General features: G+C 59.9%; 21 protein-coding genes. 16 read left to right on the plus strand and 5 right to left on the minus strand.

Annotation, left to right across the window (positions count from 1 at the left end; all coding sequences use genetic code 11):
• Window positions 1-438: 438 nt before the first annotated feature.
• The 3 genes from ACVWSC_RS06260 to ACVWSC_RS06270 all read left to right on the plus strand — a co-directional run bounded on the left by ACVWSC_RS06260 (window position 439) and on the right by ACVWSC_RS06270 (window position 2,574).
• Entirely contained in the window at window positions 439-840 is a 402-nt protein-coding gene (locus tag ACVWSC_RS06260) for a DUF6971 family protein (protein WP_442112463.1), read from the plus strand.
• Window positions 841-894: 54 nt separating this feature from the next.
• Window positions 895-1,896 (plus strand): hypothetical protein, encoded by a 1,002-nt coding sequence (locus tag ACVWSC_RS06265; protein ID WP_284396336.1) that lies wholly within the window; start codon window positions 895-897, stop codon window positions 1,894-1,896.
• Window positions 1,897-2,100: 204 nt separating this feature from the next.
• Window positions 2,101-2,574 carry a Rha family transcriptional regulator gene (locus tag ACVWSC_RS06270; protein ID WP_054903677.1) on the plus strand — a complete coding sequence of 158 codons (474 nt, stop codon included), beginning with the start codon at window positions 2,101-2,103 and terminating at the stop codon, window positions 2,572-2,574.
• 596 nt (window positions 2,575-3,170) lie between these two features.
• On the opposite strand, the gene nadB is transcribed toward ACVWSC_RS06270, so the two are convergent.
• Window positions 3,171-4,778, minus strand: a complete 1,608-nt coding sequence (nadB, locus tag ACVWSC_RS06275) for an L-aspartate oxidase (protein WP_442112464.1) — start codon at window positions 4,776-4,778, stop codon at window positions 3,171-3,173.
• Between the two features lie 434 nt (window positions 4,779-5,212).
• Here nadB and rpoE point away from each other — a divergent pair, with 434 nt between their 5' ends.
• From rpoE to ACVWSC_RS06295, 4 genes are all read left to right on the plus strand, one after another.
• Window positions 5,213-5,794: an RNA polymerase sigma factor RpoE/AlgU gene (gene rpoE / locus ACVWSC_RS06280; RefSeq protein WP_010220971.1), complete on the plus strand. Its 582-nt coding sequence runs from the start codon at window positions 5,213-5,215 to the stop codon at window positions 5,792-5,794.
• A 31-nt stretch (window positions 5,795-5,825) separates the two neighbouring features.
• Window positions 5,826-6,416 (plus strand): RseA family anti-sigma factor, encoded by a 591-nt coding sequence (locus ACVWSC_RS06285; RefSeq protein ID WP_442112465.1) that lies wholly within the window; start codon window positions 5,826-5,828, stop codon window positions 6,414-6,416.
• A gap of 12 nt (window positions 6,417-6,428) precedes the next feature.
• Window positions 6,429-7,394 (plus strand): MucB/RseB C-terminal domain-containing protein, encoded by a 966-nt coding sequence (locus ACVWSC_RS06290; RefSeq protein WP_442112466.1) that lies wholly within the window; start codon window positions 6,429-6,431, stop codon window positions 7,392-7,394.
• Between the two features lie 221 nt (window positions 7,395-7,615).
• A complete protein-coding gene (locus ACVWSC_RS06295) occupies window positions 7,616-8,998 on the plus strand; it encodes a DegQ family serine endoprotease (protein ID WP_442114262.1) in 1,383 nt (460 codons plus the stop codon).
• A gap of 72 nt (window positions 8,999-9,070) precedes the next feature.
• Here the strand turns inward: ACVWSC_RS06295 and ACVWSC_RS06300 are convergent, their stop codons facing one another.
• Entirely contained in the window at window positions 9,071-10,285 is a 1,215-nt protein-coding gene (locus tag ACVWSC_RS06300) for a hypothetical protein (protein WP_442112467.1), read from the minus strand.
• The gene (locus tag ACVWSC_RS06305; protein ID WP_442112468.1) at window positions 10,282-11,580 is read right to left on the minus strand and encodes an NHL repeat-containing protein; all 1,299 of its coding nucleotides are present in this window, start codon (window positions 11,578-11,580) and stop codon (window positions 10,282-10,284) included. The genes ACVWSC_RS06300 and ACVWSC_RS06305 overlap by 4 nt, the downstream gene beginning before the upstream one ends.
• Before the next feature lie 230 nt (window positions 11,581-11,810).
• Here ACVWSC_RS06305 and lepA point away from each other — a divergent pair, with 230 nt between their 5' ends.
• From lepA to pdxJ, 6 genes are all read left to right on the plus strand, one after another.
• Window positions 11,811-13,610, plus strand: coding sequence for a translation elongation factor 4 (gene lepA / locus ACVWSC_RS06310; RefSeq protein WP_442112469.1), 1,800 nt, complete (start codon window positions 11,811-11,813; stop codon window positions 13,608-13,610).
• 5 nt (window positions 13,611-13,615) lie between these two features.
• Entirely contained in the window at window positions 13,616-14,470 is an 855-nt protein-coding gene (gene lepB / locus ACVWSC_RS06315; protein WP_442112470.1) for a signal peptidase I, read from the plus strand.
• Window positions 14,471-14,648: 178 nt separating this feature from the next.
• Window positions 14,649-15,338: a ribonuclease III gene (gene rnc / locus ACVWSC_RS06320; RefSeq protein ID WP_133215566.1), complete on the plus strand. Its 690-nt coding sequence runs from the start codon at window positions 14,649-14,651 to the stop codon at window positions 15,336-15,338.
• The gene (gene era, locus ACVWSC_RS06325; protein WP_038607646.1) at window positions 15,331-16,233 is read left to right on the plus strand and encodes a GTPase Era; all 903 of its coding nucleotides are present in this window, start codon (window positions 15,331-15,333) and stop codon (window positions 16,231-16,233) included. The genes rnc and era overlap by 8 nt, the downstream gene beginning before the upstream one ends.
• Window positions 16,234-16,290: 57 nt before the next feature.
• Window positions 16,291-16,974, plus strand: a complete 684-nt coding sequence (gene recO, locus ACVWSC_RS06330) for a DNA repair protein RecO (RefSeq protein WP_442112471.1) — start codon at window positions 16,291-16,293, stop codon at window positions 16,972-16,974.
• 62 nt (window positions 16,975-17,036) lie between these two features.
• A complete protein-coding gene (gene pdxJ / locus ACVWSC_RS06335) occupies window positions 17,037-17,762 on the plus strand; it encodes a pyridoxine 5'-phosphate synthase (protein ID WP_442114263.1) in 726 nt (241 codons plus the stop codon).
• Window positions 17,763-17,822: 60 nt separating this feature from the next.
• Here pdxJ and ACVWSC_RS06340 read toward each other — a convergent pair whose 3' ends face one another.
• Together ACVWSC_RS06340 and ACVWSC_RS06345 are read right to left on the minus strand one after the other, a co-directional pair.
• A complete protein-coding gene (locus ACVWSC_RS06340; protein ID WP_442112472.1) occupies window positions 17,823-19,214 on the minus strand; it encodes a heavy metal sensor histidine kinase in 1,392 nt (463 codons plus the stop codon).
• Complete coding sequence (locus ACVWSC_RS06345; RefSeq protein ID WP_442112473.1) at window positions 19,211-19,885, minus strand: heavy metal response regulator transcription factor; 675 nt, start codon at window positions 19,883-19,885, stop codon at window positions 19,211-19,213. Before ACVWSC_RS06345 ends, ACVWSC_RS06340 begins: the two co-directional genes overlap by 4 nt.
• 204 nt (window positions 19,886-20,089) lie before the next feature.
• Here ACVWSC_RS06345 and ACVWSC_RS06350 point away from each other — a divergent pair, with 204 nt between their 5' ends.
• The 3 genes from ACVWSC_RS06350 to ACVWSC_RS06360 all read left to right on the plus strand — a co-directional run bounded on the left by ACVWSC_RS06350 (window position 20,090) and on the right by ACVWSC_RS06360 (window position 25,835).
• Window positions 20,090-21,343: a TolC family protein gene (locus ACVWSC_RS06350; protein ID WP_442112474.1), complete on the plus strand. Its 1,254-nt coding sequence runs from the start codon at window positions 20,090-20,092 to the stop codon at window positions 21,341-21,343.
• A gap of 67 nt (window positions 21,344-21,410) precedes the next feature.
• Complete coding sequence (locus tag ACVWSC_RS06355; RefSeq protein WP_442112475.1) at window positions 21,411-22,655, plus strand: efflux RND transporter periplasmic adaptor subunit; 1,245 nt, start codon at window positions 21,411-21,413, stop codon at window positions 22,653-22,655.
• A gap of 18 nt (window positions 22,656-22,673) precedes the next feature.
• Complete coding sequence (locus tag ACVWSC_RS06360; RefSeq protein ID WP_442112476.1) at window positions 22,674-25,835, plus strand: CusA/CzcA family heavy metal efflux RND transporter; 3,162 nt, start codon at window positions 22,674-22,676, stop codon at window positions 25,833-25,835.

Raw genomic sequence — 25,835 nt, forward strand, 5'->3', positions numbered from 1 at the left:
GTGGCCCAACGGGTCCTCGCTAAGTGTCCCCAAAAGACTCTCGACCGTTTGAACCAACTACTTGAACAAGGGTTGTGTCTTCAAGCCATCGCCTCGACTCACTTGAGGATTCCATTAAGCGGCTCTGAAGGAATCTCACTCACAACTTAAAGGCGTCCGTCAAGACTGTCGTTAAAAACCCTCACTATGGGTAAGACAGGAAGACCAACAACAAAATAATTTCCTCGACCCTGCACAACAGCCGTCGCCACGGTTGATCCCTTCGATGCCCTTCAGGCTTGCCATGTCCCTGAATCAGCGTCATCAACACCACTTGAAACCCAGAACCTTTTGATCGTCCTTGAAGATGCCCGCGAAGGCTTTCTCCTTGGCCGTCTGGTCGTGCGCGTCTATGGCGCAAGGACGAATCAAAGGGTCCCCAATAGGAGAACCCAAACCATGAAAATCACTATCACGAAAGTCCTGAAGAACGAAGTCACCGTGTCGGGCCAGACCCTGAACCGTGAGTACGTCGAGAACATCATGCTGCCCATGTTGGTCGCCCAATGCGGGACCGTTAAGGGCCAGCAATTCGAGATCGTTAAGGCGTTCGATGAGGCCGGTCTGTCGCTCCAAGCGATTCCCGTAGTTGCCCGAGAGTACCGCCAAGACCAATACCAGAAGGCTCAGGAGCGTGCTCGCTTGCAGGCTGAGGCCAATGCCCATGCCGAGCGGTGCCGTGAATGGTCGCCTCGTGAGATCGCCCAAGCGAAGCACGAGCGGGAAGCCCGAGCCGCTGCCATTCGTGAGCATGGTGCCCGTATGCGTGCCGCTTCCCGTAGCAATAGCGGTGGCTGGTAACAGCACCTCCCTCGACACACCCACTTCATTCATCTATTCAGGAGAACCATTCCCATGAAACAACCATTCCAGTACGCCAAGCCATCGACCTACACCACCGCCATCACTGATGAGCACACCGGTTCGATTCGATTCAACACCGCCGATGTTCGCCCAGAGACCCAAGCGGCCACCGATGTGTCGGTCTATGTGGAAGCCCTTGTGGAAGCCGCTGAGGACTATTTGAACGGCGATGAGTGGCGAGAGGCTGCCATGGAGGCGACTCCTTGCGAGTTCCGTCCGGCTGGCTCCGAGGCCACTGGGCAACAAATCATCACCATGGCTGACCGCTCCGTCACCTTCGACCCTCGCAAGAACTGGGATAACCAGACCATCGAGAAGGGTGAAGTGCTGGCCGGGTCGATCATCTTCACCGAGGCCACCGACACGGCATTGGTCATCAGCCACCGTGCCACCATCCTCGACCACAATCTGATGGCAGGCTTCACCGTACAGTCTATGGAGCAAACCGCTGACAAGATGCTCCGTGACATCGAGCACAGCGCAGCCGGTAAGGTCGCTGCCATCTTGGCGACTGCCCCAAGCACTGAGAGCGTCTCTGAGGCTAAGCCAACAGGTAAGCCTATGGAGATCGCTGAGGAACTCATTGACCTCATGACGACCCACGTTAACCAGACTGTAGGGACCTCGCTGAGTGACTTCGTGATCCTGCTGCCCGTGTCACTGGTGGCCGTCCTTGAGCGTGCTGCTCAACGTGCTGGTCAGGACTCTATTGAGGACCTCATTGGCGCAGGCGTACAGCCGTACACCGGGACCGACCATGGCATCTTTATGTTGCCCAAGCTGTTCACCTCGCTGAGCTACCGTGAGCGCCAAGACGGGAGCGTTTGGCGCATCGAAGCGACCCGCAACCCGAACGCCCAAGGATGGGACCTTGAGATCATGGCTGTGGTGGACATCATCGCCAAGGGCATGGTCAAGGTGAAACTGACCACTGATGGTCTTCAGACTGTTCAAGTGCCGTTCCCGCTGGTCACTCGCATTGCCCTGAGCTGATCTAAAAGCGCCCCGTAAGGCCGGACCTACACAGGGACCGGCAGGGGCACGGCTTCACCTATCCGCATCATCGCCCGTCGCTGGGCATCCATCTAATCGAAAGTCTTTCTGTTTGCTCTCTGTGCCACCGGCAGAACCCTTGTCTGGGGTCTTTCGGCTGCCCGTGGGAGCGAACTCAGAGAGCAAACATAAGGAAAACAGACTATGACCATGACCACCAATACAGCAACCATCTTCGAGAACATCTCCAAGGCCGGAGCGGTATCCTCAACGACTCTCAACGGCTTACCCGGTATGTCGTCCTTGGAGATCGCTGAGATCACCGGTAAGCGCCATGACCATGTACTCAGAGACATCCGAAAGATGCTCAACGAGCTGGAAAGGGAGACCCCAAATCTGGGGGCACCTCAATGGGTCGAGGCCAGCTACCAGTCCAGTCAAAGCAAGTTATTACCGCTGACCATTCTCGACAAAGAGCTGACCTTTACGCTGCTCTCCCGGTATTCCTTCAAGCTGTCCAACATGATCGTCAAGCGCTGGCTTGAACTGGAAGGCTCAGGGTTTGAACGTGTGTCGATACAGGCTGCTGTGGTTCACCTGCTCGAACGAGAGAAGGACAACTATCGAATCGCAATGAGGGACATCAAGGCCGCTGCAAGGCGTCTCAAGGCCCGGTAAGCGCCAAACGACACTTCCATAAACGAAGCGTGACGCGCTAAGCTCTTGGACTAAGTTGCCTACACTAAGGCCCGTCGATGAGTGTCACGCTGTGCTACACATACAAGGGCAAGCGGGTAGTTACTAAAGTGCCTGTCGAGTCTCTGACCCCGCATGCTGCGCTGTGCTTTGCCCTGCTGCAATCAGGCGCCTCTGACGACCAATCCCAAGGGAGCTGGCCGCATTCATATGAGCGCCTCCTTGAGGTAGCCCTGCAACACGAACTCACAGACGTTCGCTTTCACAAGTCACTCTAATCCCTCAAGGAGAACCCCATGGACCACCTACAGGCCCTCTACTGGGTCTGTCTGGCCGTTCAACTGGGGTTCTGGTTGTGGTCTCGCCGACCCTCTTGAGAATCTGACAGAAAAATCTGAAAGGTCACCATTACAAGACTTCCCGCGCAGGCTCCCCCGTAGGCCCTCGCATGGGTGCCCGTGAGCGCGTTAAGGACCCTCGCGGGCGCACCATAAAGACCCCAGAGGCTGGGACAAATGTGCGCCAAAGCTGTTACAAAACCCAGCCGAACGGTGTACGCTGAGCGCTCCTAACGTGCCTCATTTGTCGGGTGTAAGGATCGTATCCTTCGCCTCTGGCAGCATCTCTGGATAGTCCAGCGTGTAGTGCAGACCCCGAGATTCCTTGCGTTCCATGGCTGACCTAATCATCAGCTCTGCTACTTGAGCAAGGTTCCTCAGTTCAATCAGGTCTCTGCTTACTCGGTAGTTGCTGTAGAACTCGTCGATCTCGTCCAGCAACAGGCGTACCCGGTGCTCAGCGCGTTGCAGGCGTTTGCTGGTGCGCACGATCCCTACGTAGTCCCACATGAATCGCCGCAGTTCGTCCCAGTTGTGCGCAATGATGACGTCTTCGTCCGAGTCGGTGACCTGGCTGGCATCCCAGCCTGGCAGTGCGCGTGGCATCGGCACCTGGTCCAGATGCGCTTCGATGTCGTTGGCCGCGGCGCGACCGTACACAAAGCATTCGAGCAGCGAGTTGCTGGCCATGCGGTTGGCACCATGCAGGCCGGTGAAGCTGGTCTCACCGATGGCGTACAGGCCGGGCACGTCAGTGTGGCCGCGGTCGTCGACCATAACGCCGCCGCAAGTGTAGTGCGCAGCCGGTACCACCGGGATCGGTTGGCGGGTGATGTCGATGCCGAACGTCAGGCAGCGCTCATACATGGTCGGGAAGTGACTTTTGATGAAGTCGTCAGGTTTGTGGCTGATGTCGAGGTACACGCAGTCCACGCCCAGGCGTTTCATTTCGTGGTCGATGGCGCGGGCCACGATGTCGCGCGGCGCCAGCTCTTCACGCGGGTCGAAGCGCGGCATGAAGCGCTCGCCATTGGGCAGGCGCAGCAAGGCGCCTTCGCCGCGCAAGGCTTCGGTAATCAGGAAGCTCTTGGCCTGTGGGTGATACAGGCAGGTGGGGTGGAACTGGTTGAATTCCAGGTTGGCGACCCGGCAACCGGCACGCCAGGCCATGGCAATGCCGTCGCCGCAGGCCCCGTCGGGGTTACTGGTGTACAGGTAGACTTTCGCCGCGCCGCCGGTGGCCAGCACGGTGAAGCGCGCACCGTAGGTGTCGACTTCGCCGGTGTTGCGATTGAGCACATAGGCGCCCAGGCAGCGCTCGCCGTCCTGGCCCAGGCGTCGTTCGGTAATCAGGTCAACGGCAACCCGTTGTTCCAGCAATTCAATGTTCGTGCGTTGCCGTGCCTGGGCCAGCAGCGTCGTGAAAATCGCCGCGCCGGTGGCATCGGCAGCATGAATGATGCGCCGGTGGCTGTGACCGCCTTCACGGGTCAGGTGGAACTCGAAGCCGCCGTCGTCAACGCTGGCGTGCTCGTCGCGGGTAAAGGGTACACCCTGGTCGATCAGCCACTGGATGGCTTCACGGCTGTGCTCGACGGTGAAGCGCACGGCGTCTTCATGGCACAGGCCGCCACCGGCGTTGAGGGTGTCTTCGACGTGTGATTGCACGGTATCGGTGTCATCCAGCACGGCAGCAATGCCGCCCTGGGCCCAATAGGTCGAACCGTTGGCAAGATCGCCCTTGCTGAGCACGGCGATGCGCAAATGACCGGGAAGGTTCAGCGCCAGGCTCAGACCAGCGGCGCCGCTGCCGATCACGAGGACATCATGTTGGAATTGTTGGCTCATGTCAGGACACTAGTATCTGAAGGGGGGGATCGGCACAATAGTCAGGCGCGTATGGCATTGTGAAACTATCGTGAATCAGGACCGGCTGTCTTTATAGCAGCCCCAAGGCCCTGATTTCCAATGGCGCTTGTAGTGGCCTGGTGGCTTTCCATGGGAACTTTCCCTGCTGTGTGGATATCCATAGAAGGTTGCCCGCACACCACAATGCCGTGGCGACGCATGGCAGTAGCCCATAATGAAGGTACTGTTGGCGTATTCGAGACCCGATTATCGACGCAGCCGGCCGTGACCGCGCTGCGTTTTTCGTGCGAGCCGACCAAGGGCCGCAGGAAACTTGCTTGGAGGGGAGAACTTTTGCGAAAAGCCCGAGTCTATGGTTGCAAGCCTGAACGATGCTTCTCGCAACGCTCCTTCACGTTTACTGAGGAGTGTTCATGCTAACCCAGGAAGAGGATCAGCAGCTTGTCGAGCGCGTGCAGCGTGGCGACAGGCGAGCGTTCGATCTGTTGGTGCTGAAGTATCAGCACAAGATTCTCGGGTTGATCGTGCGTTTTGTACACGACACCCATGAAGCCCAGGATGTGGCGCAGGAAGCTTTCATCAAAGCTTACCGGGCGCTTGGTAATTTTCGCGGAGACAGTGCTTTTTATACCTGGCTGTACCGCATTGCCATTAACACGGCAAAGAACTATCTGGTGTCCCGCGGTCGGCGGCCACCGGACAGCGATGTAAGTTCCGAGGATGCGGAATTTTACGACGGCGATCATGGCCTCAAGGATCTGGAGTCCCCCGAGCGTGCGTTGTTGCGAGATGAGATCGAAGGCACCGTCCATCGGACCATTCAGCAACTGCCAGAAGATTTACGTACGGCGTTAACTTTACGTGAATTCGATGGTCTGAGTTACGAGGACATTGCGAGCGTCATGCAGTGTCCAGTGGGTACCGTGCGCTCCCGGATCTTCCGCGCTCGGGAGGCCATAGATAAAGCCCTGCAGCCGTTGTTGCAGGAAACCTGAGACAGCGGCGACAGCCAAGAGAGGAACCGCCATGAGTCGTGAAGCGTTGCAGGAATCGCTGTCCGCGGTAATGGATAACGAAGCGGACGAACTGGAATTACGTCGGGTGTTGAACGCCGTCGATGATGCCGAAACCCGCGCCACCTGGTCGCGCTATCAGGTTGCCCGTGCCGCCATGCACAAGGAACTGGTGCTGCCACAACTGGATATCGCCGCCGCCGTTTCTGCTGCGTTGGCTGACGAAGCCGCGCCGGTCAAGGTCAATCGTGGTCCTTGGCGCAGCCTGGGACGTCTGGCTGTGGCAGCTTCGGTTACCGTTGCCGTGCTGGCCGGTGTACGCCTGTACAACCAGGACGAAATCAGTGGTGCTCAGCTGGCTGCGCAGCAACCTGCCCAGCAAGGCGTGATCACCCCACAAGTTCAAGGCCCCGCCGTGCTGGCAGGCTATAGTGAGAGTGCAGAACAGCCAGGCCCGATGGCCAATGGCGTGCTGCAAGGGCAATCCGGCTGGCAAGACCAGCGTCTGCCCGGCTATCTGCGTCAGCATGCTCAGGAAGCAGCCCTCAAGGGCACTGAGAGCGCACTGCCTTATGCCCGCGCGGCCAGCCTGGAAAACCGTTAAGTAAGGAGGATCATGCGCGCGCTACCTCTTATACCGCTGCTGTTGGGTGGCTGGCTGACACTGCCGGCCCTGGCTGCCAACTCTTCGCCCGAAGCGGGCGACTGGTTGAAGAAGCTGGCACAGGCTGAACAGCAGCAGAGTTATCAGGGTACTTTCGTTTACGAGCGTAACGGTAGCTTCTCCACCCACGACATCTGGCATCGAGTCCAGGATGGCAAAGTCAGCGAGCGCTTGCTGCAGCTCGATGGCTCGGCCCAGGAAGTTGTGCGTGTCGACGGACATACCCAGTGCGTGAGCGGAACCCTGGTGCCAGGTGTGATGAGTTCGCCGGAGTCCACCGCGCGAGTGCTTGATCCTCTGAAACTGATGAGCTGGTATGACCTCGGGATTGCTGGTAAATCCCGGGTGGCGGACCGCTCGGCCGTCATTGTTACCCTAAGCCCGCGTGATCAGCATCGTTACGCATTTGAGCTGCACCTTGATCGTGAAACCGGTCTGCCGCTCAAGTCGCTGATGCTCGATGACAAAGGGCGCTTGCTGGAACGCTTTCAGTTCACCCGCCTGGACACCAAAGAGGCGCCGACGGATGACGAGCTCAAAGCCGGTGAGCAATGCAAACCGGTCACTCAGGCAGTTGCGCAAGAAGCACAGCCGGTCACCGGTTGGCGCTCGGACTGGCTACCGCCAGGTTTCGAACTGGTCAACAGTTCAATGCGCAAGGATCCACAAGGCAAGGGCACCGTCAGCAGCCTGATGTACGATGATGGCCTGGCGCGCTTCTCGGTGTTTGTAGAGCTGTTGAACGGCGGTACTGCAGCGGATATTCGTACCCAATTGGGGCCGACGGTCGCAGTCTCCCGGCGCTTGACCACACCGAAAGGTGAAATGATGGTCACTGTGGTCGGGGAAATTCCGATCGGTACAGCCGAACGGATTGCCCTGTCGATGCGATCCCAAGACACCCAGGCGCAAAAATGAACAGTAAGTACTGCGCTGGCCGGTCGAGGATCCCTTGGCTGACATGATTAGCAAGCTTTGCAGTTTGCAAAAACCTCAGAATTTTTCTATAGGTCAGTCCTTTCGGGGTCTGGCCTTTCCTGCGTCTGCAGGGCCCTACTGCTAACCACGCTCGATGTGACGGGAGCCGTATGTCAATACCACGCTTGAAAACCTACCTATCGTTGTTCGCCGCCGTGCTGATGCTCGGTCAGGTGGCCACCGCTGCCCAGGCCGAAGCCCTGCCGGACTTCACCACCCTGGTCGAGCAGGCTTCGCCTGCGGTGGTGAACATCAGTACCAAGCAGAAGTTGCCCGATCGTCGCTACGCGACCGGGCAAATGCCAGACCTTGAAGGCCTGCCGCCCATGTTCCGCGAGTTCTTCGAGCGCAACATGCCGCAGCAGCCGCGTTCCCCGCGCGGTGACCGCCAGCGTGAAGCGCAGTCGCTGGGCTCGGGCTTCATCATTTCCAGCGACGGCTACGTGCTGACCAACAACCATGTAGTGGCCGATGCCGACGAAATCATCGTTCGTCTGTCTGACCGCAGCGAGCTGCAAGCCAAGCTGGTGGGTACCGATCCGCGTACCGACGTGGCGCTGCTCAAAGTCGATGGCAAGAACCTGCCAACGGTGAAGCTGGGGGATTCCGAGAAGCTCAAGGTCGGTGAGTGGGTGCTGGCCATCGGTTCGCCGTTCGGCTTTGACCATTCGGTGACCAAAGGTATCGTCAGTGCCAAAGGCCGGACCCTGCCTAACGACACCTATGTGCCGTTCATCCAGACCGACGTGGCGATCAACCCCGGTAACTCCGGTGGCCCGCTGTTCAACATGAACGGTGAAGTGGTGGGTATCAACTCGCAGATCTTCACCCGCTCCGGTGGCTTCATGGGCTTGTCGTTCGCCATCCCGATCGACGTGGCGATCGATGTCTCCAACCAGTTGAAGAAAGACGGCAAAGTCAGCCGTGGCTGGCTGGGTGTGGTGATTCAGGAAGTCAACAAAGACCTGGCCGAATCCTTCGGCCTGGACAAGCCGGCCGGCGCGCTGGTAGCCCAGGTGCTGGAAGACGGCCCGGCAGCCAAGGGTGGCCTGCAGGTCGGTGACGTGATCCTGAGCATGAATGGCCAGCCGATCGTCATGTCTGCTGACCTGCCACACCTGGTCGGTAGCCTCAAGGATGGCGCCACCGCCAAGCTCGATATCATCCGCAACGGCAAACGCCAGAGCCTGGATATCAAGGTGGGTGCGCTGCCAGATGACGATGCCGACATCACCGCCGGTGTCGATGGTGGCGCCGAGCGCAGCAGCAACCGCTTGGGTGTTGCCGTAGCCGACCTGACTGCCGAGCAGAAAAAGACCCTGGAACTCAAGGGTGGTGTGGTTATCAAGGAAGTTCAGGACGGTCCTGCTGCCTTGATCGGCCTGCGTCCGGGTGACGTCATCAGCCACCTGAACAACCAGGCGATCTTGTCGGCCAAGCAGTTCACCGAAATTGCCAAGGAGCTGCCGAAGAATCGTTCGGTGTCCATGCGCGTGCTGCGTCAGGGGCGTGCGAGCTTCATCACGTTCAAGCTGGCTGAATAATCCAGGCGCGCGAAAGCGCGTATGGATGTGCGATCAAAGCCCGGTGCGTAGCGTACCGGGCTTTTTTTGTTTTTACTGATTGAGAAAGCTGAAGATCATTCCTGTGAGGCCCGCCGCGCCGGTGGTATTCATCGCGATCAGGGTGTCTTCGTTGCGCACAAACGCAATCATTGTTTCGTTTGTATAGAACGGCATGCCGAGGCTGAATGAGGTGTCCTGAGCACCATCGACGTGGTAGCGAAGTGCGTAGAGCGTAATGTCCTCGGAGTGCCCCACAACCGTCAGTTTTCCATCCTCGCCCAGGGCGCCGCTGCGGTAGGTACTGAAGGCATCGTGGAAGTGCGCGAATACGGGTTGTCCTCGGTTGAACGCCGGGTCGACGCGGCCATTCGCAGTGAGCTGCATGATCATCGCATCGGTGCGCGGCAGGGCGCTTCGTTGAGCTTCACCTAGGGCTAACAGTCTCCCATCGGGACGCAGGATCAGTTGATTGATTCGGGTATGTGCGCTGTCGGCCAGAAAACTGTAGAAGCCTGCTCCATTTGCAAACGTCAGATCCAGGTTACCGTTCGTCAGGTAGCGGGCGATGAATCCGTAATCGTTGCCGTCGTTCTGTCTCTGGTGTCCGCCAATCAGGAAGGTGTCGGGTTGCTGGATCAAGCTGGAAATTCGGATCAGGCCCTGTTCGTGGCTGATATCGATGTACTGTTTTCCACCAAATCCAGGATTGCCTTGCAAATCCAGGCGATAAACACGCGTCTGGCTCGGTGTTCCGTCGATTTCAGTGAAGTTGGCTGCGGCCATTACTGAGTGGCCCAGGATGCTCAAGGCGCTGTTGAGCGTTACCAGTTTTGTGTTCTCTGGTTGATCCAGCGGGTGAGGCATTTTTTCTTGAGCGTTGCGATCAAAGCGCAATAAGCCAATTTTTGCATTATCGGTCTGATAGTTCTTGTACCAACCCAGCATCCAGATACTGCCGTTGTCCTCGTCGGCTGTGCCAATGGCTTCGCAGCCTGAGTGTGAGCTATTTTCGAACTGGCCGGTGACGGTTCCTTCCTTGCCGAAGGCGTTGTCTAACGCTCCGTCTCTGGTAAAGCGTGCGATCGCAAAGTAGCTTGGTGCGGGGCCGCCAATGGTGTAGGCAGAGGCTCCAGCTATGATGTCGTCACCTTGCATAACGCTATCAATGACGTGGCGATCCTGGATAGTGTCAAACTCTGGAAGTACGACTACGCCTCCATCGCCAAACGCAGGGTTAAGGCCGCTAGGTCGGGTGAAATGATTCATGTCTTATCTCCGTTATGAACAGAAAAATTCATGCTCTTGAGTAAGCGCAGGCGCAATTTCCGCCACCAGCGAGGGGTGTCGAACGCAGTAGCAACCATTTCGACGCTTTCATTCTGAATCGCAGCGATTGTTCCGATCACTCCGTTCGCCGCAGTTGCGTTCCAGGCCAGCAAGGTATTTGTGCCGTGGGGCAAGCACAGCATGGCGTCTTCGATACCGGTTAAATCATCTGGAGGGATGTAATCGGCGTCCGGCGAACCCTCCATCAGGTAGCGTTTGTGCACCAGCGCCGGTCCTCGACCAAAGGTGATCAGCCTGCCGTTGGCATCGAGTGCGGCGTTGTGCCAAACGGCAACTGCCTCATCCAGCACCGGACGGGCGTTGTTGAAACGTGGGTCTGGCAAGCCTTGGGCGGTGAATTGCCAGACAAATGCAGTACTTTTTTCAGCAATCTGTGCGTTGCCCAGGACAATCAGTGAGCCATCAGGCCTTTGCACCAGTGCTCTGGCCCAGGTGGGTTGGCCTTGTACATCAAAGGTGACGAAGCCCTCGTTGCCAAATGAACAGTCGAGTTCGCCGGTATCGCTGTAGCGTGCAATGAAGCCTTCAGCACGGTCGCGCAGGCTGCGTGTACCGCTGACAATAAAGCCATCCGGCGCTAGCACCAGCCCTGTTACTTCATGTTCGCCCAGCAAGAAATCGGTTTCGATGAAGTTGCCATGCGTAAAGCCCGGTTTGCCATCGTTGGCTATCCGGTAGATTCGCGAGTTCGGTGGCGGCAGTCCTGGAGCGGTGTACAGGTTCAGGGAAATCATGAAGTGCGTATCGGAAGCGGTGAGCCGTCCACTGCCAATCACCATTGCCGCGTTTTCGGGGAGCTCCAGGGCAAATGCCACGCCTGGTTGTTGGCCGTCTCGCGTAAGCATAAGGAGATGTGCCTGGGGAAAAGGGCGCGCTGGGTCTGAGGAAAACCCGAGCATGATGATGGATCCGTCTCTCAGGACGGCCAAGGCCTCGGGCTGTGCATGTTCGTCGGGATTGAATCTGCCGACTACCGCGCCATTTCTGCCGAACTGCTGGTCCTGCCTGCCGTCCTTGGTGAGGCGTACAAGGCCGCAGTGCCTGCCTCCGCGTTCGTCAAATGCGAGGGCGGCGACAAGAATGCTGTCGTCCTGCAATGCCACTCCGGTAAAATTTCGCGGGAGTAAGGGGTTGAAGAAGGGGGGTAACTCGACGATGCCTTGCTCGCCGAATGAGCGGTCATAATCACCGGCCTGCCTGTTTGCAGTTTTCATGGCTCGTGCTCTGCGTGCGGGAGTCAAGAGCATAAAAACAGGGGCTTTTTACGGCTACTGACAAAAATATCAGGTGCGCCTTTGTGTTTCGTAGCGCCGTATGCCGGGGCGTGGCGGTTGAAGAACGTACGGCTCGATAGAGGAATCTCCCATATCCCCGCGGCTTCAGGTACAATTCCCGGCTATTTTTCGGTGGGCGTCCGGCCCGCAGCCTTTTCGAGTGTTGACCCGTGAGTGATTTGAGTCATATCCGCAATTTCTCCATCATCGCCCACATTGACCATGGCAAGTCGACCCTGGCGGACCGTTTCATTCAGATGTGCGGTGGCCTGACTGCCCGTGAAATGGAAGCCCAGGTCCTCGACTCCATGGATCTGGAGCGTGAGCGCGGTATTACCATCAAGGCCCACAGCGTCACCTTGCATTACAAGGCGCAAGACGGCAAAACCTACCAGCTGAACTTCATTGACACCCCCGGTCACGTTGACTTCACCTATGAAGTCAGCCGCTCCCTGGCGGCGTGCGAAGGTGCGTTGCTGGTGGTCGATGCCGGTCAGGGCGTCGAGGCCCAGTCGGTCGCCAACTGCTATACCGCCATCGAGCAGGGCCTTGAGGTCATGCCGGTGCTGAACAAGATGGACTTGCCTCAGGCCGATCCGGACAAGGTCAAGGACGAGATCGAGAAGATCATCGGTATCGACGCCACCGACGCCGTGGCCTGTAGCGCCAAGAGCGGCATGGGTGTGGACGAGGTGCTCGAGCGCCTGGTTCAGGCCATTCCGGCACCTACCGGTGATATCGACGCACCGTTGCAGGCGCTGATCATCGACTCCTGGTTCGACAACTACCTGGGCGTTGTCTCCCTGGTGCGCGTGCGTCATGGCCGCGTGAAGAAGGGCGACAAGATCCTGGTCAAGTCCACCGGCAAGGTCCACCTGGTCGACAGCGTGGGTGTGTTCACCCCCAAGCACACCCAGACCGCTGATCTCAAAGCCGGTGAAGTAGGCTTCATCATCGCCAGCATCAAGGACATTCACGGTGCCCCGGTGGGTGACACCCTGACCTTGAGCTCCACCCCTGAAGTTGAAGTGCTGCCAGGTTTCAAACGCATTCAGCCGCAGGTTTATGCCGGTCTGTTCCCGGTCAGTTCCGATGATTTCGAAGACTTTCGTGATGCATTGCAGAAACTGACCCTCAACGACTCGTCGCTGCAGTACCTGCCGGAAAGCTCCGACGCCCTGGGCTTCGGCTTCCGTTGCGGCTTCCTCGGCATGCTGCACATGGAGATCATCCAGGAGCGCCTGGAGCGTGAATACGACCTGGACCTGATCACCACGGCGCCAAGCGTAATTTTCGAGGTCAAGCTCAAAACCGGCGAAACCATCTACGTCGACAACCCGTCGAAGCTGCCGGATGTGTCGTCGGTTGAAGATTTCCGCGAGCCGATCGTTGCCGCCACCATCCTTGTGCCTCAAGAGCACCTGGGCAACGTCATTACCCTGTGCATCGAGAAGCGCGGCGTCCAGCGTGACATGCAGTTCCTCGGTTCGCAGGTGCAAGTACGCTACGACCTGCCGATGAACGAAGTGGTACTGGACTTCTTCGACCGCCTGAAGTCCACCAGCCGCGGCTATGCTTCGCTGGACTACCATTTCGACCGTTATCAGTCGGCCAACCTAGTCAAGCTCGATGTACTGATCAACGGTGACAAGGTCGACGCCCTGGCGTTGATCGTGCACCGTGACAATGCGCACTACAAGGGCCGCGCATTGACCGAGAAGATGAAAGAACTGATTCCTCGGCAGATGTTCGACGTGGCAATCCAGGCCGCCATTGGCGGGCAGATTGTGGCGCGAACCACTGTCAAGGCGCTGAGAAAGAACGTACTGGCCAAATGCTACGGTGGTGACGTGAGCCGTAAGCGCAAGCTGTTGGAAAAGCAGAAAGCCGGTAAGAAACGCATGAAACAGGTCGGTAACGTGGAGATTCCACAAGAAGCCTTCCTCGCCGTGCTCAGGTTGGATAATTAGGCCCTATGTCACTAAATTTCCCGCTGTTGCTAGTCATCGCCGTTGCCGTTTGCGGTCTGTTGGCCCTGGTCGATCTGCTGTTCCTGGCGCCGCGTCGGCGTACGGCGATCGCCAACTATCAGGGCAGCGTCAGCCAGCCCGAAATGGCAGTGGTCGAGCAGTTGAACAAGGAACCGTTGCTGGTTGAGTACGGTAAATCGTTCTTCCCGGTGCTGTTCATCGTCCTGGTGTTGCGTTCGTTTCTGGTCGAGCCTTTCCAGATCCCTTCGGGATCGATGAAGCCGACCCTGGAAGTGGGCGACTTCATCCTGGTGAACAAGTTCTCCTACGGCATCCGCCTGCCGGTGATCGATAAAAAGGTCATCGAAGTCGGTGACCCGCAACGCGGCGACGTGATGGTGTTCCGCTATCCGAGCGACCCGAATGTCAACTACATCAAGCGTGTAGTCGGCTTGCCGGGCGATCAGATCCGTTACACCAGTGACAAAAAGCTGTTCGTCAACGGCCAGCCGGTTGCCGAACGCCTGGTAGGCACCGAGCCGGGCACCCTGGGCAGCGCCGAGCTGTACAAGGAAAAGCTCGGTGAAGCTGAACACCTGATCCGCAAGGAAATGAGCCGTTACCGCATGCCGCCTGACCAGCAATGGACAGTCCCGGCCGGCCATTACTTCATGATGGGCGACAACCGCGACAACTCCAACGACAGCCGTTACTGGGATGACCCTAATATTCCCAAAGCGCTGCATGGCATGGTCCCGGACCAGAACATCGTCGGCAAGGCCTTCGCGGTCTGGATGAGCTGGCCAGAGCCTAAACTCAGCCACTTCCCGAACCTGTCGCGGGTTGGCCTGATCCAGTAACAACACAACGGCGCTGTCCTGGGACAGCGCCGAATGCATTTCTGGCATAGGCTGTGTTCAGAGGGTCTGCGGATCCGCCTGGCACGCCAACGCTGGTGAGCATGAGCTAAACAGTCTTTCAGGATGTTGATTTGAACAAAGCGTTGAATATCGACCACGAACTGCGCGTGGGTACACTGTGAGCGTTTCTTTGAGCCGCCTCGAGCGCCAGCTCGGTTACACCTTCAAGAACCAGGAGCTGATGCTGCTGGCCCTGACGCACCGTAGTTTTGCCGGGCGCAATAACGAGCGCCTGGAATTTCTTGGCGATGCGATCCTTAACTTTGTCGCCGGTGAAGCGCTGTTCGAGCGTTTTCCCCAGGCCCGTGAAGGCCAGTTGTCGCGCTTGCGCGCACGCTTGGTCAAGGGTGAAACCCTGGCGGTACTGGCCCGTGGTTTTGACCTGGGTGAGTACCTGCGTCTGGGCTCCGGTGAACTGAAAAGCGGTGGTTTTCGCCGTGAATCGATCCTGGCTGACGCCCTCGAGGCGCTGATCGGCGCCATTTACCTGGATTCAGACATGCAGACCGCCCGTGAGCGGGTACTGGCCTGGCTGACCGGTGAATTCGAGAGCCTGACCCTGGTCGATACCAACAAAGACCCGAAAACACGCCTGCAGGAATTTCTGCAGTCGCGGGGCTGCGAGCTGCCGCGTTACGAAGTGGTGGATATTCAAGGTGAGCCCCATTGCCGGACGTTTTTCGTCGAATGCGAAGTGACCCTTTTGACTGAAAAAAGCCGAGGCCAGGGCGTTAGCCGGCGTATCGCCGAGCAAGTCGCGGCCGCTGCAGCACTGATCGCCCTGGGCGTGGAGAATGGCAATGACTGATACGAACACCACCCGCTGCGGCTACGTTGCCATTGTCGGCCGCCCGAACGTCGGCAAATCGACCCTGCTCAACCACATCCTCGGCCAGAAGCTGGCGATCACCTCGCGCAAGCCGCAGACCACCCGGCATAACATGCTGGGGATCAAGACCGAGGGTGATATCCAGGCGATCTACGTCGATACCCCGGGTATGCACAAGAGCAACGAAAAGGCGCTCAACCGCTACATGAACAAAACGGCGTCGGCGGCTCTGAAAGACGTCGACGTGGTGATCTTCGTGGTCGACCGCACCAAATGGACCGACGAAGACCAACTGGTCCTGGAGCGTGTGCAGTACGTGCAGGGGCCGGTGATCCTGGCGATCAACAAGACCGACCGGATCGAAGAGAAAGCCGAACTGATCCCGCACCTGCAGTGGCTGCAGGAGCAACTGCCGAATGCCGAAATCGTGCCGATTTCCGCGCAGCAGGGGCACAACCTCGAAGCGCTGGAAGGCTTGATCGCCAAGCACCTGCCGGAAAACGATCACTTCTTCCCGGAAGACCAGATCACCGACCGTAGCAGCCGCTTCCTGGCCGCTGAACTGGTGCGCGAAAAGATCATGCGCCAGCTGGGTGCAGAGCTGCCGTACCAGATCACTGTGGAAATCGAAGAGTTCAAGCAGCAGGGCAAGATCCTGCACATCCACGCCTTGATTCTGGTTGAGCGTGATGGTCAGAAGAAGATCATCATTGGCGACAAGGGCGAGCGCATCAAGCGCATCGGTTCCGAGGCGCGCAAAGACATGGAAGTGCTGTTCGACGCCAAGGTCATGCTCAACCTCTGGGTCAAGGTCAAAGGCGGCTGGTCCGACGACGAACGCGCCCTGCGTTCGCTGGGCTACGGCGACCTCTGATCGCATCAGGCCCGGCAGCGTCCGCTGCCGGGTCGAACCTTTTCTGAAGCGCTGCCCATGGAACTGCCAATTGGCCAGCCGGCCTACGTGCTACACAGCCGGGCCTACCGTGAAACCAGCGCGCTGGTCGATTTCCTCACCCCGCAAGGCCGCCTGCGCGCCGTGTTGCGTCGTGCGCGTGGCAAAGGTGGCAGCCAGGCGCGTCCCTTCGTGCCGCTTGAGGTCGAATTCCGTGGCCGTGGCGAGCTGAAAACCGTCGGGCGTCTGGACAGTGTCGGTGTAGCGGCCTGGCTCAATGGCGATGCCTTGTTCAGTGGCCTGTACCTGAACGAACTGCTGATTCGCCTGCTGCCCGCCGAAGATCCTCAGCCGCTGTTGTTCGAACACTACGCCGCAACCCTGCAAGCACTCGCCGCCGGACGACCGCTGGAGCCGCTGCTGCGGGCGTTCGAGTGGCGCTTGCTGGACGAGCTGGGTTACGCCTTCGCCCTCGACCAGGACGTCAATGGCGAGCCGCTGGTTGCCGACGGCTTGTATCGCCTTCAGGTGGACGCCGGGCTTGAGCGGGTTTACCTGCTGCAACCCGGTTTGTTTCGCGGCGAAGAGCTGCTGGCCATGGCCGAAGCCGACTGGAATGTGCCGGGTGCCTTGAGTGCTGCCAAGCGCCTGATGCGCCAGGCGTTGGCCGTTCATTTGGGCGGGCGGCCCTTGGTCAGTCGGGAACTGTTTCGCAAGCGCTGAGCACGTCGTATGCTGTCAGGCTAAATCTTCAGGAGAGCCTTTTCGTGACTCAAAGCAACCGCATGCTCCTTGGCGTCAACATCGACCACGTTGCCACCCTGCGCCAGGCGCGCGGCACGCGCTACCCCGACCCGGTCAAGGCTGCGCTGGACGCCGAAGAGGCTGGCGCCGATGGCATCACCGTGCACCTGCGTGAAGACCGTCGGCATATCCAGGAGCGCGATGTGCTGGTGCTCAAGGACGTGCTGCAAACGCGCATGAACTTCGAAATGGGTGTCACCGAAGAGATGATGGCCTTTGCCGAGCGCATCCGCCCGGCGCACATCTGCCTGGTTCCGGAAACCCGTCAGGAACTGACTACCGAAGGTGGCCTGGATGTCGCCGGTCAGGAAGCGCGGATCAAGGCCGCGGTTGAGCGCTTGTCGCGTATGGGTTCGGAAGTCTCGCTGTTTATCGATGCTGACGAGCGCCAGATCGAAGCCTCGCGCCGCGTCGGTGCACCGGCAATCGAGCTGCACACCGGCCGTTATGCAGACGCCGAAACCCCGAGCGAAGTGGCCGAAGAGCTCAAGCGCGTTGCCGACGGCGTGGCTTTTGGCCTGGCTCAGGGCTTGATCGTCAATGCCGGTCATGGCCTGCACTACCACAACGTTGAAGCGGTGGCCGCGATCAAGGGCATCAATGAGCTGAACATTGGCCATGCCCTGGTGGCGCATGCCTTGTTCGTTGGCTTCAAGTCGGCGGTGGCGGAGATGAAAGCGCTGATCATGGCGGCTAGCCGGCATTAATCAGATCGCGGGGCAAGCCCGCTCCCACAAAGCTTTGTGGGAGCGGGCTTGCCCCGCGATTCACTCCACACGCCCCGGAAACACCAGACTGAACCGCGTCAATCCATGCAACTGGCTGCTCACCTCAACCCGCCCACCATGCAGCTGCATGATCGATTTGACGATCGCCAGCCCCAGCCCAGTCCCGCCCTCTAGCCGCGAACGGCCCGATCCTGCGCGGTAAAAGCGTTCGAACAAGTACGGCAGATGCCCCTGTTCGATGCCCGGTCCGCGATTCTTAACCCACATGAAAACCTCATCACCACTGCGCTCGACACCTATGTCGATCGGCTGCCCTTCAGGGCTGTGGCGAATGGCGTTGCTCAACAGGTTCGACAACGCCCGTTGCACCATCAGGCGATCAGCCATGATCGTGCCCCAGCCGTGCAAGCGCAGGCTGATGCCTTTCTGTTCCGTATTGAACTCGAACAACGCACTGACGCACTTGGCCTCATCCGCCAAATTGACCGGCTTGAGTGACAACTGGCTTTGCGGCTGACTGACCCGTGCCAGAAACAGCATGTCGTTGATGATGCGGCTGAGCCGGGTGAGCTCCTCGATGCTGGTTTCCAGCACTTCTTTGTATTGCTCGATGGGGCGCTCTCGGGACAGGGTGACTTGCGCCTTGCCCATCAGGTTACTGATAGGCGTGCGCAGTTCATGCGCCAGATCGTCAGAGAATTGCGAGAGCTGCTGCACGCCACCGTCGAGGCGGTCGAGCATGACATTCATGCTTTTGGCCAGCTCGTACAGCTCTTGCGGCAAGTCGTTGAGCGGCAGGCGCAAGGCCAGTTGCTGGGCCGTTACCTGCTCGGCGACCTGGCTGAACCTGCGCAACGGGATCAGGCCACGCTGCACCAGTTTCCAGGCGCCAAAACCGATCAGCAGCAATAGCAATGGCACGGCCAGCAAGGTCGAGCGCAAGTACGCCTGGAGCAAGCTGTGATCGTCGGCGCGGTTGACGCTCAGCAGCACGCGCACCTCGGTGCCGTCTTGCAGGCGCAGCAGCCGCGAGGCGGTGAGCAGGTGATTGCCGCTGCTGTCGCGCCACTTGCTGAAGCCCAACTGCGCGCTACCGGGAATCTGCATCAGGGCCTCGGCGTCGAGGCCCGGGCCAAGGGTCAGCAGGGCCGAATGGCGGCCGGTCAGGGCGATCACGCTCAGGCTCAGGTTGTCATGGCCCATCACCACATCCAGCAGGGGGTGCGCGGAAGTTTGCAGGTCGCCTGACTTGAGGTCGATGCTCAGGCCGTGCTCGATCTGCGCCATCTTCGCGGTCAGGCTTTTGCGCGCGCGGCTGTCCAGTTCATGGTCCAGGGCGAACACCGCCAAACAGGCCAGCAGTAGCACCAGTGCCGCGCCCATCAGGCAAACGCTCAAGCCCAGGCGCAGGGAAAGCCGCGCCGGTTTCATTCGCGCGCCTCAAGGACATAACCGACACCGCGCAGGGTATGGATCAGCTTGTTCTCGAACGGGTCATCGATCTTGGCGCGCAATCGGCGGATCGAGACTTCAACCACGTTGGTGTCGCAATCGAAGTTCATGTCCCAGACCAGCGAAATGATCTGCGTGCGCGACAACACTTCGCCACTCTGACGCATCAACAGGTGCAGCAGGGCAAACTCTTTGGCGGTCAGGTCGATACGCTGGCCGGCGCGGTAAGCCCGGTGTCGGCCAGGGTCCAGCTCAAGATCGGCGACTTTCAAGGTGTTGGGCTGCAGGGCCTGGTCGTTACGGCGCAACAGGCTGCGGATGCGTGCCAGCAGCTCCGGAAACTCGAACGGTTTGAGCAGGTAGTCATCGGCGCCCAGGTCCAGGCCTTTGACCCGGTCGGAAAGGCGGCCGTGGGCGGTGAGCATCATGATCCGCGTGCTGGAGTCGGCACGCAGGCGCTGCAGGACGGTCCAGCCGTCGAGTTCAGGCAGGTTGACGTCGAGAATGATCAGGTCATAGGCCTGCTGGCGGGCCAAGTGCAGGCCGTCGGCGCCGCTGTGGGCACAGTCGACGATGTAGCCGTTTTCGCTCAGACCTTGTTGCAGGTAATCGGCGGTACGCAGCTCGTCCTCGATAATCAGTAAGCGCATGGGATGACTCGGTAATGGCAAAGGCGGTGATTCTCAACCCTGAAGTAACTGTAAGGTCAAGACCTTGGAAGGCGTCGAGCGGCGGATACTAAGCCATCTTTGCTCCGGTGATGGCTGGATAACAGATTTGTAATATTCGAGTCATCTTGGGGATAAACCCCGATAACTACAGTGCGGGCTCTCGAAAAGGCGCAGGAGCCCGCCATGTTTTGCTCTCTGGACAGGCCCGGCACAGGCCGCGGCTGCATGCTGTTGATGCTGGTATTACTGGCCGTGCCCTCGCTGGCACTGGCCCAGGGCCCGGTGTTGACCCTCGATCAGGCGCTGCAGAGCGCGCAAGCGAACAACCCTGAACTGGCATCCGCGCGCTGGGGTATCGATATCGCCGAAGGCGAGCGGCGCCAGGCCGGCGTGCTGCCCAACCCCGAGGTGGGGTGGGAAGTTGAAGACACCCGCAGCGGTCAGCAGACCACCACCCTTAGCGTCAACCAGATGTTCGAACTGGGCGGCAAGCGCGGTGCCCGTCTGGACGTGGCCGGGCGCGGTTCGCAACTGGCCGAGCTCGAGCTTGAGCGCCAGCGCAATACATTGCGCGCCGATGTGATCGGTGCTTTCCAGGCGGCGCTGCAGGCGCAGGAAGGCTTGCAACTGGCCGAGCAGTCACTGCGTTTGAGTGAGCGGGCGTTGCAGGTGGTGCAGGGGCGGGTCAAGGCGGGCAGTGCTTCGCCTGTGGAGGCGACGCGTGCGCAGGTGCAGCTTTCTGAGGTGCGTCTGGAGTTGGGGCGTGCCGAGCAGGCACTGACCGTGACCTATCAACAACTGGCTGCCGTTACCGGTGCGCCGATGGCGCAGTTCAGCCGGGTTGACAGCATCGGCAGCGAAGACCCGGCAGTGCCGAGCCGCACCCAGCTGCTTGAGCGCCTGGAGCAGACCCCGGACATGCGCCTGGCACTGGTGCAGATCGATCAGCAAGAGGCGTCGCTGAACCTGGCGCGTACGCAGCGGATTCCCGACCTGACCGTCAGTGTTGGCAGCCAGTACAGCGAAACCGAGCGCGAGCGCATCAATGTGGTTGGGGTGTCGCTGCCAATTCCGTTGTTTGACCGCAATCAGGGCAACATTCTGGCCGCCGCGCGCCGCGCCGATCAGGCCCGTGATCAGCGCAATGGCGCTGAATTGCGCTTGCGCAGTGAAGTGGTTCAGGCCCTGGCGCAGTGGAACACCGCCAATCAGGAAGTGCAGGACTTCGACCGCTCGATCCTGCCTTCGGCACAAAACGCCGTGGACGCCGCCACCCGCGGCTTTGAACGCGGCAAGTTCGCCTTCCTCGATGTCCTCGATGCCCAGCGCACCCTGGTTGCTGCACGTCTGCAGTACCTGCAGGCGCAGGCACAGCGCAGCGAGGCACGGGTGCGCCTGGAGCGCATTTTCGGCGACTTGAGCCTGGCTACCCGCTGAACCGCATCGACATTTCCCCCCCGCTTTGATTGACGCCGCCGAGCGCGGTGAGTGCTAAGGAGACTGCATGAACAAGAAGTCCGCAACGCTGCTGATCGCTGCCTTGTTGCTGGGCCTGGGCCTGGGTGTGTTACTGGCGCGCCAGAGCGGCCCGCAGCCACAGGCGGCCACGGCAACGTCAGCCCATGATCATGCTGAAGAGGGTGATCACGACGAGCCGGAGCAAGACGAGCGTGGTCATGGCGATGGCCATGGCGAGGCTGAAGGCGGGCATGAGCAAGAGGAGGGGGCCATCACGCTCAGTCAGGAGCAGATTGACTTGGCGGGCATCGCGTTGGCCGCCGCCGGGCCACGCCAGTTGCAGCGCAACCTGTCGTTGCCAGGGGAAATCCGTTTCGATGAAGACCGCACCGCGCATATGGTGCCCAGGGCTGCCGGGGTGGTCGAGTCGGTCGCGGTAGTGCTTGGCCAGCAGGTCAAGGCCGGTGATTTGCTGGCGGTCATCGCCAGTCCGCAGATTTCCGAGCAGCGCAGCGAACTGGCAGCCAGTCAGCGTCGACTGGAGCTGGCGCGCAGTACCTATCAGCGTGAGAAGGACCTGTGGCAGGAGGGGATTTCCGCCGAACAGGATTACCTGCAGGCGCGTCAGGCCTTGCAGGAGGCGGAGATTGCCCAGGCCAATGCCCGGCAGAAAATCAGCGCCCTGAGTGGCACCACGGTACTGGCCGGTGGCAACCGTTACGAGCTGCGCGCGCCGTTTGCCGGGCAGATCGTCGAGAAGCACCTGGTGCCGGGCGAGGTGGTCAACGAGACCAGCGCGGCCTTCACCCTGTCTGACCTGTCCCGCGTCTGGGCAACCTTCGGTGTCGCGCCACGGGATCTGGGCAAAGTACGCAGCGGCATGGCGGTGAACATCGTCGCCAGCGAGCTGAACGAGCAGGTGCAGGGGCAGATCAGCCATGTCGGCAGCCTGCTCGGTGAGCAGTCTCGTACCGCCACGGTCCGCGTCACCCTCGACAACCCACGCGGTGCCTGGCGCCCGGGTCTGTTCGTTGCGGTCCAGGTGCCGAGCGAAAGCGTTGACGTTGCACTGGCGGTGCCAGATCAGGCGATCCAGAACCTTGAAGAGCAAGCCACCGTGTTTGTCCGCACCAAGGAAGGCTTTGTTGCCCAGGCGGTAGAGCTGGGGGCCAGCGCCAACGGCTACGTCGAAATCCGCAAAGGCCTGCAAGCCGGACAGCAGGTGGCGGCGTCGGGCAGCTTTGTCCTCAAGTCGGAGCTGGGCAAGGCCAGCGCCGAGCACGTCCACTGACCGGCGCGAGTACCTGTTATGTTCGAACGTCTTATTCAATTTGCCATCGAGCAGCGCTGGATGGTGTTGCTGGCGGTGTTGCTGATGGCCGGGCTGGGTGTGGCCAGCTACCAGAAACTGCCGATCGATGCGGTCCCGGACATCACCAACGTCCAGGTCCAGATCAATACCCAGGCCGACGGCTTCTCGCCGCTGGAAACCGAACAACGCATCACCTTCTCCATCGAAACGGCAATGGCCGGTTTGCCCGGCCTTGAGCAGACCCGCTCGCTGTCGCGCTCGGGGCTGTCGCAGGTTACGGTCATCTTCGAAGAGGGCACCGACCTGTTCTTCGCCCGGCAGTTGGTCAACGAACGCTTGCAACAAGTTCGAGGGCAATTGCCTGACGGTGTCGAGACGGCGATGGGGCCGATTTCCACTGGCCTTGGGGAAATCTTCCTGTGGACCGTGGAGGCTGCCGAGGATGCCCGCAAGGAAGACGGCAGCCCTTACACGCCAACCGACCTGCGTGAGATTCAGGACTGGATCATCAAACCGCAACTGCGCAACGTGCGCGGCGTGGCGGAGATCAACACCATTGGCGGCTTCGCCAAGGAATATCAGATCGCCCCCGATCCCAAGCGTCTGGCCTCGTACAAGCTGACCCTGGCTGACTTGCTCACCGCCCTGGAACGTAACAACGCCAACGTCGGTGCCGGCTACATCGAGCGGCGCGGCGAACAGTTACTGATCCGTGCGCCGGGACAACTGGCCGGGATCGACGATATTGCCAACATCGTGCTGGCCAACATCGATGGCACCCCGATCCGCGTGCGCAACGTCGCTGAAGTCGGCATCGGCAAAGAGCTGCGCAGCGGCGCGGCCACCGAGAACGGTCGCGAGGTGGTGCTGGGTACCGTGTTCATGCTAATTGGCGAGAACAGCCGTACGGTGTCCCAGGCGGTGGCGCAGAAGCTGGTGGAAATCAATCGCTCGTTGCCGCCGGGGGTCAGCGCGGTAACCGTGTATGACCGCACCAATCTGGTCGACAAAGCCATTGCCACAGTGAAGAAGAACCTGATCGAAGGCGCGATCCTGGTGATCGTGATTCTGTTCCTGTTCCTCGGCAACATCCGCGCGGCGCTGATTACCGCGATGATCATTCCGCTGTCGATGCTGTTCACCTTTACCGGCATGTTCAGCAACAAGGTCAGCGCCAACCTGATGAGCCTGGGCGCGCTGGACTTCGGCATCATTGTCGATGGTGCGGTGGTGATCGTTGAAAACGCGATCCGTCGTCTGGCCCACGCCCAGCAACACCACGGCCGTCTGTTGACCCGTTCCGAGCGTTTCCACGAGGTGTTCAATGCCGCCCGAGAAGCGCGTCGACCGCTGATCTATGGGCAATTGATCATCATGGTGGTGTACCTGCCGATCTTTGCCCTGAGTGGTGTTGAGGGCAAGATGTTCCACCCTATGGCGTTCACCGTGGTGATCGCCTTGCTCGGCGCCATGCTGCTGTCGGTGACCTTCGTGCCTGCGGCCATTGCCCTGTTTGTCACCGGCAAGGTCAAGGAAGACGAAAACCTGCTGATGCGCAGCGCCAAGCGTGGCTATGCACCGCTGCTGCGTTGGGTCATGGGCCATCGGCCACTGGCGTTCAGCCTGGCTGCAGTGATGGTGCTGTTGTCGGGGGTGCTGGCCAGTCGCATGGGCAGTGAGTTTGTCCCGAGCCTGAGCGAAGGCGACTTCGCCCTGCAAGCCTTGCGTGTGCCCGGCACCAGCCTTAGCCAGTCGGTGGCCATGCAGCAGCAACTGGAGCAGAGCGTGATGAGTCAGGTACCGGAGGTGGAGCGCGTGTTTGCCCGTACCGGTACTGCCGAGATCGCCTCGGACCCGATGCCGCCGAACATCTCCGACAGCTATGTGATGCTCAAACCGCAAGATCAGTGGCCCGATCCAGGCAAGTCGCGCGAGCAGTTGATTGCCGATATCCAGCGTGCCAGTGCGCGGGTGCCGGGCAGCAACTACGAGCTGTCGCAACCCATTCAGTTGCGCTTCAACGAGCTGATTTCCGGGGTGCGCAGTGATGTTGCGGTGAAGGTCTTTGGCGATGACATGGCGCAGCTCAATCGTACCGCCGCGCAGATTTCCGCAACGTTGCAGGCAGTGCCGGGGGCCTCGGAGGTCAAGGTCGAGCAGACCTCGGGCTTGCCGGTGCTGACCATTGAAGTCGACCGCGACAAGGCTGCACGTTATGGCCTGAATGTCGGTGATGTGCAGGACACCATTGCCGTGGCAGTGGGCGGGCGTCAGGCCGGTACGCTGTACCAGGGGGACCGCCGCTTCGACATGGTGGTGCGCCTGTCCGAAACCTTGCGCACCGACATCGAGGGGCTGTCGCAATTGCTGATTCCGGTACCCGCAGGTACCAGTGGCGATGGCCAGATCGGCTTCATTACCCTGGCCGATGTGGCCAGCCTGCAACTGGTTCAAGGCCCCAACCAGATCAGCCGTGAGGACGGTAAACGGCTGGTGGTGGTCAGCGCCAACGTGCGTGGTCGTGATATCGGCTCTTTCGTTGCCGAGGCCGGTGAACGCATCGACGCTCAGGTCAGTATTCCGGCAGGTTACTGGATTCGTTGGGGCGGGCAGTTCGAGCAACTGCAGTCGGCAGCCCAGCGCCTGCAGGTGGTGGTGCCGGTGGCCTTGCTGTTGGTGTTTGCCTTGTTGTTCATGATGTTCAACAACTTCAAGGACGGCCTGCTGGTGTTCACCGGGATTCCGTTTGCCTTGACCGGTGGGGTGGTGGCGTTGTGGCTGCGCGACATTCCGTTGTCGATTTCGGCCGGGGTCGGTTTCATCGCCCTGTCGGGTGTGGCCGTGCTCAACGGCCTGGTGATGATCGCCTTTATCCGTGGCTTGCGTGAGCAGGGGCGCAGCCTGCGCCAGGCCATCGATGAAGGGGCACTGACCCGCCTGCGCCCGGTGCTGATGACCGCACTGGTAGCGTCCCTGGGCTTTATTCCCATGGCACTGGCCACCGGTACCGGCGCCGAGGTGCAGCGGCCGCTGGCCACCGTGGTGATTGGCGGGATTCTGTCGTCTACCGCGTTGACCCTGTTGGTGTTGCCAGCGCTGTACTACCGGGCGCACCGCAAGGACGAGGAGCCTGAGGCGAGTGAAGTGACGAAACTGTAA

The sequence above is a fragment of the Pseudomonas sp. NUPR-002 genome, assembly GCF_056322725.1.